The sequence below is a fragment of the Hungatella effluvii genome (assembly GCF_003201875.1).
Classification (GTDB): Bacteria; Bacillota; Clostridia; order Lachnospirales; family Lachnospiraceae; genus Hungatella; species Hungatella effluvii.
In genome coordinates this window covers 1-1,514 of sequence record NZ_QJKD01000048.1, presented here as the reverse complement: position 1 = coordinate 1,514, position 1,514 = coordinate 1, and the positions used below count along the sequence as shown (strand labels likewise).

Below are 1,514 nucleotides of genomic sequence, written 5' to 3'. Positions count from 1 at the left end.
TCTGTAACGCCGGAACTGCCGACAATAATCAGCAAGACTAATAACGTCATCAGGGTATACTATAAAGTAGATGAGACGCAGAAACTGAAATACAGCATCGAATACTATGTAACTGGAAATGACAAAGCGTTTGATAAGCTTGAGAACCAGGAAGTGCTGGTAGCTGATCCGGTAGTCAGTACAGTGGCAGACAGCAGTAAAGTGCCTGCCGGATATACGAGAGACCGTGTGTTGCCAGAACTGCCAACAACGATCAGCGAATCTAACAACGTTATCCGTATATATTATAAAGTAGACGAGATGCAGAAACTGAAATACAGTGTCGAGTATTACTTGAACGGAAATGACACAGCATTCGATAAGCTTGAGAACCAGGAAGTACTGGTAGCGGATCCGGTAGTTAAAGCAGTAGCGGACAGCAGTAAGGTACCGGCCGGCTATACAAGAGACCGTGTATCACCGTCGCTGCCTGTAACGATCAGTGAGACAGTTAACGTCATTAAGGTATACTACAGAGTAGATAAAACACAGAAACTGAAATACAGTGTTGAGTACTATGTAACTGGAAATGACACAGCATTTGATAAACTTGAGAACCAGGAAGTGTTGGTAGCGGATCCGGTAGTCAAAGCGGTAGCGGACAGCAGTAAAGTACCGGCTGGTTATACGAGAGATTATGTATCTCCGAAGCTTCCGACAGCGATCAGCAGTTCCAATAACATCATTAGGGTATACTACAAAGTAGACGAGACGCAGAAGCTGAAATACAGCGTCGAGTACTATGTAACTGGAAATGACACAGCATTCGATAAGCTTGAGAACCAGGAAGTACTGGTAGCGGATCCGGTAGTCAAAGCAGTAGCGGACAGCAGCAAGGTGCCGGCCGGCTATACAAGAGACAGCGTATTACCGGAGCTGCCGGCAACGATCAGCGAGACAGCTAACGTCATTAAGGTATACTATAGAGTAGATGAAACACAGAAGCTGAAATACAGCGTTGAGTACTATGTAACCGGAAATAATACAGCATTTGATAAAATTGAGAATCAGGAAGTGCTGGTAGCGGATCCGGTAGTCAAAGCAGTAGCGGACAGCAGTAAAGTACCAGCTGGTTATACAAGAGATTATGTATCTCCGAAGCTTCCAACAGCGATCAGCAGTTCCAATAACGTTATCAAGGTATACTACAAAGTAGACGAGACACAGAAGCTGAGATACAGTGTCGAGTACTATGTAACCGGAAATGACACAGCATTCGATAAGCTTGAGAACCAGGAAGTACTGGTAGCGGATCCGGTAGTCAAAGCAGTAACAGACAGCAGCAAGGTGCCGGCTGGCTATACAAGAGACAGCGTATTACCGGAGCTGCCGACAACGATCAGTGAGACAGCTAACGTCATTAAGGTATACTACAGAGTAGATGAAACACAGAAGCTGAAATACAGCGTTGAGTACTATGTAACTGGAAATAATACAGCATTTGACAAGCTTGAGAACCAGGAAGTGTTAGTAGC

The 1,514-nt window shown here is 44.8% G+C and carries 1 protein-coding gene; it reads left to right on the top strand.

All coding sequences use genetic code 11. From position 1 onward, the window contains the following. On the top strand, positions 1-1,514 hold a 1,514-nt coding region (locus tag DFR60_RS30645), incomplete at both ends, for a hypothetical protein (RefSeq protein WP_167437775.1).